This window comes from Candidatus Neomarinimicrobiota bacterium (assembly GCA_022560655.1).
Lineage (GTDB): Bacteria > Fidelibacterota > Marinisomatia > SCGC-AAA003-L08 > TS1B11 > JADFSS01.
This window is the reverse complement of the sequence record JADFSS010000125.1, coordinates 1-3203: the sequence shown is the minus strand read 5'-3', so window position 1 is coordinate 3203 and position 3203 is coordinate 1. Positions and strand designations below refer to the sequence as shown.

2 protein-coding genes are annotated in these 3203 nt (G+C 53.4%); one reads left to right on the top strand and one right to left on the bottom strand.

All coding sequences use genetic code 11. From position 1 onward, the window contains the following. Positions 1 to 622: 622 nt before the first annotated feature. Positions 623 to 2485: a hypothetical protein gene (locus IH971_11140; protein MCH7498383.1), complete on the bottom strand. Its 1863-nt coding sequence runs from the start codon at positions 2483 to 2485 to the stop codon at positions 623 to 625. 392 nt (positions 2486 to 2877) lie between these two features. On the opposite strand from IH971_11140, the gene IH971_11135 reads away from it, so the two are divergent. Next, positions 2878 to 3203, top strand: a 326-nt coding sequence (locus IH971_11135; protein MCH7498382.1) for a cupin, incomplete at its 3' end; no start/stop codon positions are given.

Genomic DNA, 3203 nt, shown 5'->3' with positions numbered 1-3203 from the left:
AACTCAGCCAGCTGAGTCACGCTTAATCTGATGACCCCCCTCCCCCCCTCAACGATCCTAAATTGGAGATTCCATTTATGAAATTCCCCGTATCCGGTTCCGTATCCGGCTCTGGGTGTGGTTCTTTGCGGTTCTTTGCGGGAGTTTGCGCTATCCGGGGATGGCTTGAAGGTTGCCGGTCACTGACAAGAATTTGTGGTTCCCGTCGACAAATTCGCGCGTAGCCCGTAGGGGAATCGAACCCCTGTTGCCAGATCGAAAATAAGGAGACAGCTCGTCGAGAAAGCAAAAGTCGTATCCGGCCCGTATCCGGGAAAACGACTTTAGTTGTGACTTTTCCCTACTTCAACAGCACCATCTTGATAATGACAAAGGTAACGCCGCCATAGAACGCCGCCACCCGGAAGACCCTCCGGCGGCGGAGCTCGGTGATGAAGGTGGAGAAGGGCGAGGGCATTAGCGGTTAATTGGGGTAATGCATTTGTGAGAGCAAATCCTTGAATCTCTGGGTACCATGCATATCCGAAAATGTGAAATCCGCAGGAAGCCACGCTATCCAATATGCCCGCTCATCAATGGCAGTAGACAACCAGGTGACAGCGTTATCCCAGTCTTCCAACCCTCAATAAATGCGTGCTATTTCCATCGCGGATACATACTCAGTTTCTCGACGCCCTAAATATTCTGCTAGAATTTCCCTCGCCCGTGATGTTCTACCCGTTCTGCCAAGCAGATATGCATGGGTGGAGGAACCTGCTAATACGTTATTTTTCTCAATTGAGTTCAGTGCGCCCTGGATATCTCCCCTCGCTATCAACATGTCAGTCTCAAATTTTTGTGCCGGAGGAAAGTCCGTATCGAGTTCCAGCGCTCTCAAGTATGCCCGCTCCGCAGAGCTGAAATCCAGAGATCTCAAGTAAATTATCGCAGCATCTATGTGGGAAATGGGCGATAAAGGGTTGTGTTTGAGCCATCTCTCCGTCACTTCTACGGCTTGGGTGTGGCGACCTAACGCGCTGAGAAATAGATCATAAGTACCGGCCACGGAAAATGGATTTAACTCTAGAGATTTTTGATATAGGGCCTCTGCTCCCGCCCAATCGAACTCGAATACAAACCGGATGAGAGCCATAATCCAGTGTGCATATGCAGAATTCTGATTGAGCTCCAGGCCACGCTCAGCGGCCTGTTTCGCTTTGCGATACATATCGAGAGGCCGCTTGCCGCTGTCCCCGTGGCCAAGCCCGAGAACTATATAATGCCATGCCAACCCGCTGAAGGCATCCCCATAATCGGGATCAATAATGGTTGCCTCAGTCAGATATTCTACACCCTTTTCGATACCAGGTAAATCGAATTGATGCCCATGGTACATACCGAGCAAATAGGCTTGATAGGCTTCCGGATTCACCTCTTTCGACTCGGCCAGCCTCGCCTCCTCCTCCGGCGTCACCGCCACCTTTATCTGCTGGGCAATCGCCCGCGCTACATCACTATGCAGACTCAAAATATCGCGCAGGTCACGATCATAACTATCGGACCAGAGGTGGCGCTCCGGTCGGGTGGCCACCAGCTGAACGGTAATGCGCACCTTGTCCCCATCCCGCAATACGGAGCCTTCAATGACGGCATCAACGTTCAGCTCGGCGGCTATTACCGGAATAGGCTTGGGGTTGGCTTTGTAGCTCATGGTTGAGGTTCGGCCAATGACCCGCAGGGCGCTGATCTTGGATAGCTCTGCCGTCAAGGCCTCGTGCATACCGTCCACGAAATACTCCTGGTCGGGATCGTTCATCAGGTTGACCAGTGGCAGGACAGCGATGGAAGTAATCCTACCAGGTTTTACGACGGTCGCACCTCGACTAATCAGCCACGATACTACCGCTACCAGTAAAAGGACCACCGCACCAACGCCTAGCCAGCGCACATTACCCTGTTTCCGCCGTACAAGTTTTGAGGGCGCTTTCCCCTCCTCCCAGGGCAGGACGACGCGGTAGACCGTCACGGGTTCCTTGATGTTCTTGAGCCTTTGCTCTCCCAGGCTTTTTAAGGGAAGGCCAATCTTGTTCTTCACCTGATCGGCGACTGTCCCGGAAACACATATACCCCCTGGCGAGGCCAACGGCTCGATGCGGGATGCGATGTTCACCCCGTCACCCAGGACGTCGTTCTCCTTGATCACCACATCGCCTACGTGCAGGCCGATGCGGACCTGGATTCGTCTCTCGGGTGCCACAACGGAGGTGTGAGCCGTTAGAGCTTTCTGAATTGCGATTGCGCAGCGGGCCGCCTCCACCGCACTGGTAAACTCCACCAGGAAGGCGTCGCCGATGGTCTTGATCTCCTGGCCGTTGTGTTTGATGAAAAGGGGACGGAGCAGTTGACGGTGCTCTTCCAGCAGCTCCAGGGCCAGGGCCTCGTTCTTCTGGGAAAGGGCAGTGTAGCCCACCAGATCAGTGAACATGATGGCCGCTAGTTTGCGCATAAGGCCCCCCTTAGAACCGGGTAAAAGGATAGAGTCGTTCGGTCGGAATATAAGCATGTTCTGGGAGCGGGGTTCAAACGAAATGCTCCCGGGAAACCAGGGTCGGAAGTTTGAGGATCTATCCTACAGTGCTCCGCGCCAGAAACGATAACTCTAACTACTTCGAAGTTGAGATCCCGATTATCTTCCGTCGATACTTCCTACTGGACAAGGAAACCTATCTGGCAAATCGTCCTATAAAACCGAAACAGGAAACGAAAAAGTTCGTGCCGCCAGTTTTCAGTAGCTTATGGATGAGATTGGCCAGGGCAAAGCCGTTGAATTTCACCGAAACCAGGCGGAAATTGGCGTGCCGCTTTAAATAGGTAAAACCGCTAAACGGGGAGTCATAAATGGCTAGATTGATCCGCAATCCCACTCAAGTCAAAGCTGCCGGTAATAAACCGAAGGTGATCGACGAGTTCATCGGCCGGGTAAATTCAGCAACCATGGGCGTCAGTATTGCCCGGATGCGCAGTCCGGCCGGCTGGGTGGAGCCGCGCCAAACACCGGAATTTACCGAGTACACAGTGGTGCTCAACGGCACGCTGCGGGTGGAAACGAATACGGAATCATTTGATGTGGCGGCGGGCCAGGCGGTGGTCGCTCCCCAGGGAGAGCGGATATGTTATAGCACCCCGCTCGAAGGGGGGGCGGAATATATTGCGGTCTGTATACC